The sequence below is a fragment of the Oerskovia sp. NPDC060287 genome (assembly GCF_042726775.1).
Lineage (GTDB): Bacteria > Actinomycetota > Actinomycetes > Actinomycetales > Cellulomonadaceae > Oerskovia > Oerskovia merdavium.
The window spans coordinates 1-3,008 of sequence record NZ_JBHXBO010000354.1 but is presented as its reverse complement, the minus strand read 5'-3'; the positions used below and the strand labels follow the sequence as shown (position 1 = coordinate 3,008).

General features: G+C 72.3%; 3 protein-coding genes. 2 read left to right on the top strand and 1 reads right to left on the bottom strand.

Going from position 1 to position 3,008, the window contains the following annotated elements:
- Positions 1-76 precede the first annotated feature (76 nt).
- Positions 77-769 carry a hypothetical protein gene (locus tag ACFWFR_RS18770; RefSeq protein WP_377624103.1) on the top strand — a complete coding sequence of 231 codons (693 nt, stop codon included), beginning with the start codon at positions 77-79 and terminating at the stop codon, positions 767-769.
- 42 nt (positions 770-811) lie between these two features.
- Here the strand turns inward: ACFWFR_RS18770 and ACFWFR_RS18765 are convergent, their stop codons facing one another.
- The gene (locus ACFWFR_RS18765; protein ID WP_377624102.1) at positions 812-1,966 is read right to left on the bottom strand and encodes a glycosyltransferase family 4 protein; all 1,155 of its coding nucleotides are present in this window, start codon (positions 1,964-1,966) and stop codon (positions 812-814) included.
- A gap of 140 nt (positions 1,967-2,106) precedes the next feature.
- Between ACFWFR_RS18765 and ACFWFR_RS18760 the strand changes: the two genes are divergently transcribed.
- Positions 2,107-2,859: a hypothetical protein gene (locus tag ACFWFR_RS18760; protein WP_377624100.1), complete on the top strand. Its 753-nt coding sequence runs from the start codon at positions 2,107-2,109 to the stop codon at positions 2,857-2,859.
- The last annotated feature ends 149 nt before the right edge of the window (positions 2,860-3,008 follow it).

Genomic DNA, 3,008 nt, shown 5'->3' with positions numbered 1-3,008 from the left:
ACCCGGTACGTTCGTGCGGTACCTTGCCCGTCATGGAACCGCACGCGACTCGTCAGCGCTTCGTCGGAGAGCCCTGATGTTCGGCCGGTCCCGGCGGCCTCAGGTCCCCGCTCCTGACGAGCTCGTGGTCTCGAGCGTCGAGGTCCTGGAGAGCGGCCTCGCCGTGACGCGGGTCGTCCGGTGGCCGGACGGGTGGACCTACCTCTCCGCGGTCGAGTCCGACGAGTCCCAGCCTGTGGTCGCGCACTTCCACGACGTGCTGGCGATCGATCCTGGGCTCGCGAGGCTCCCGCTCCGCCGGGCACAGGTGGCGATCCGGGCTGCGAGTCACGACAGGGTGGGGCCGTGGACCCTCCTCGGGCCGTACAACGCTCGAATCCTGGAGCAGATGCTCGGCGACGGGACGCTCGACCGGAAGCAGGAGGGGATGCTGCGGGACCTCCCGGAGCACGACCGCCGAGGCCGTCGACAGGAGCCCGACCGGTGGTCGCTCCGTGACGTCGTCGAGTGGAACGCGCAGCACCCGCAGACCTATGCCGTCCCCGGGGACACGTCGGGGGTGGTCCCGGGACGCCTCGTCAAGCTCGTCTTCGTCCCCGACGCGGGGATCGGCGAGCGCATGTGGGTGCTCGTGACCGAGGTCGAGGGCGATCGCATGGTGGGTCTGCTCGACAACGACCCGGCGGGTATCGCCGGCCTGCTCGCCGGAGACCGCGTCGAGTTCGAGCGTCGACACGTGCTGGAGCTGGAGACCCTGCCCCAGGACTGAGCCTCGGTCGGCCCGTGCGGCCGGGAGCGCACGGCCCCGGTTCTACCCCCGCGCGGCTATCTCCTCGCGGTATGCCGCCGCCTTCTCGTAGGCCTTCTCGACGTCCGCGAGCACGCTGGGCCACCCGCTCGACGGCCGGACCTCGCGGTTGTGCGCGACGATCCGGTCGAGCAGGCCGTCCTGCGTCACGAGCCGCACGATCTGCTCGGTCATCTCGGCGTCGTCGGCGGCGAGCAGCCCGTCGACCCCGTCCGTCAGGCGCTCGGCCACCCCGGACTCGGCGCGCGTCACCACCGCGAGCCCCGCGGCCTGGGCCTCGAGCGCCGCGATCCCGAAGGACTCCTGGACGGCGGGTGCCACGAACACGTCGGCGCGCGAGTAGAGCCGCTTGAGCTCGTGCGCCCCGAGCCGTCCCGGGAGGCTGACCGTCGAGGACAGCCCGTGCTCCTTGACGAAGCGCCGGGCCGCGTCGAGCTCGGGGCCCTCGCCCGCGATCGTCGCGAACAGCGCGTCCTGGGGGAGCCGCTCGACGGCCTGCCGGATCGACTCGAGCAGGGGCAGCACGCGCTTGCGTGGCGCGAACCGGGTCGCGGCGACGACGTGGACGGCCTTGCCCTCGCCCCGCGCGTCGCGCTCGACGCGCGGCACGGCCCACTCGTCGAGGTCCAGCCCGTTGTGCAGGATCTCGACGGGCACGCCGGGTCCCGCGATGCGCCGCAGCGGCGCCGCGGTCAGCTCGCTCACGGCCGAGAGCAGGATCGGGAGGCGCGACCAGTGCGTGACGCGGTCGAGCGCGGCGAACCACGGTTCGGCCGACCCCCACACGCTGTGCACGGTCAGGACCGCGGGCAGACCGAGGCGCGCGACGGGCTTCAGCGACGCCTGCACGGACGGCGTCAGGACGCCCATGTGCAGGTGCACGACGTCGGGCCGTGACGCGCGCAGGCGGCGCGTCACGTGGTGAGCAGCGCGGGGATGCACAGGGTAGCCACCGGGGACCCGGGCTGCGACGCGGTGGATCGTGACGCCGTCGTGCACCTCGGTGCTCACCCCGTGCTCGCCGCGCGCCGCCGGCGTCGTGGTGACCACCTCGACGACGTGGCCCGCCGCGGCCTGCTGGGCTGCGAGACGGCTCACCTGGGTCTCGATGCCGCCGAGCAGCGGCAGGTAGCAGTCCGTCACATGGGTGATCCTCACCCCCGGATTCTCCCATCGACGGAGTGTCCGACCTGCCCGTGCGTGCGCCGTTTCGACGTCGAACAGACCTTTCGTCCGGCGGAAACGACGAAACGTCGCTACGTTGACACCAAAGATCCGGCTCGGGGAGGGATACCGCAATGTCCAGCACTGTCACGGTTCGGCCCGCGAAGGGCGTAGGAGTCATCGGACTCCTCAGCGTCATCGCGGGAATCGTCATGATCATCGCGGGTGGCGTCACGTGGGGCGTCGTGTCCTCGCAGCTGTCGGCCGAGGACATCACGGTGTCCGACGACGCGTCGTTCCTCGCGGGGGCCCACGTCAGCGGGCCGTTCTCCGCCTACGCGCAGGCCGAGGTCATCAACAAGCACGCGCTCGAGATGAGCGACGGCCAGACCTACGCCGAGCTCCCGCAGGACGACGAGCGCCGCGCCACGGTCATGAACGCCTCGTTCCTGCGCGCCTCGCTCTTCACGTCGGTCGTCGCGTTCGGCGTCGCGGCCCTCGTGATCGGTCTCGGCATCATGTTCATCCTCATCGGGATCGCGCTCCGCAGGATCGCGAGCGGGCCTGCGGTCGCGGTCGAGACGCCGGCCGGCTACACCTCGGGCGGCGGGCTCTCGTCGGCCGCACCGCCGACCCACACGCCCGCGCACGCCGCCCCGGCCGCTCCCGTGACGCCGGCCCCGACGACGCCGGCACCCACGACCCCGCCGGTCACGCCGCCCACCCGCACCTCGGCCCACGCGGCTCCTGTCGAGGAGCCCAAGAGCCCGGGCGTCCCCACGACCCAGGTCCCGCCGGTCGTCGAGCCCAAGAGCCCGGGCGTCCCGCCGACCGGTACCGACACGCCTCCCGCCACACCCCCGACGGAGGGTACGGCCCCGCGCTGAGGCACCCCTCGCACGGAAGAACGACGGCGGCGCACCGGGGCACAGGCCAGCATCGCGACCACGGTCTCCGGGATCATCGGCATGTAGATCGCGATCCGGTCACCGGTCGCGTCGGGCACGTACTTCACACAGACAACGATCCTCAAGCT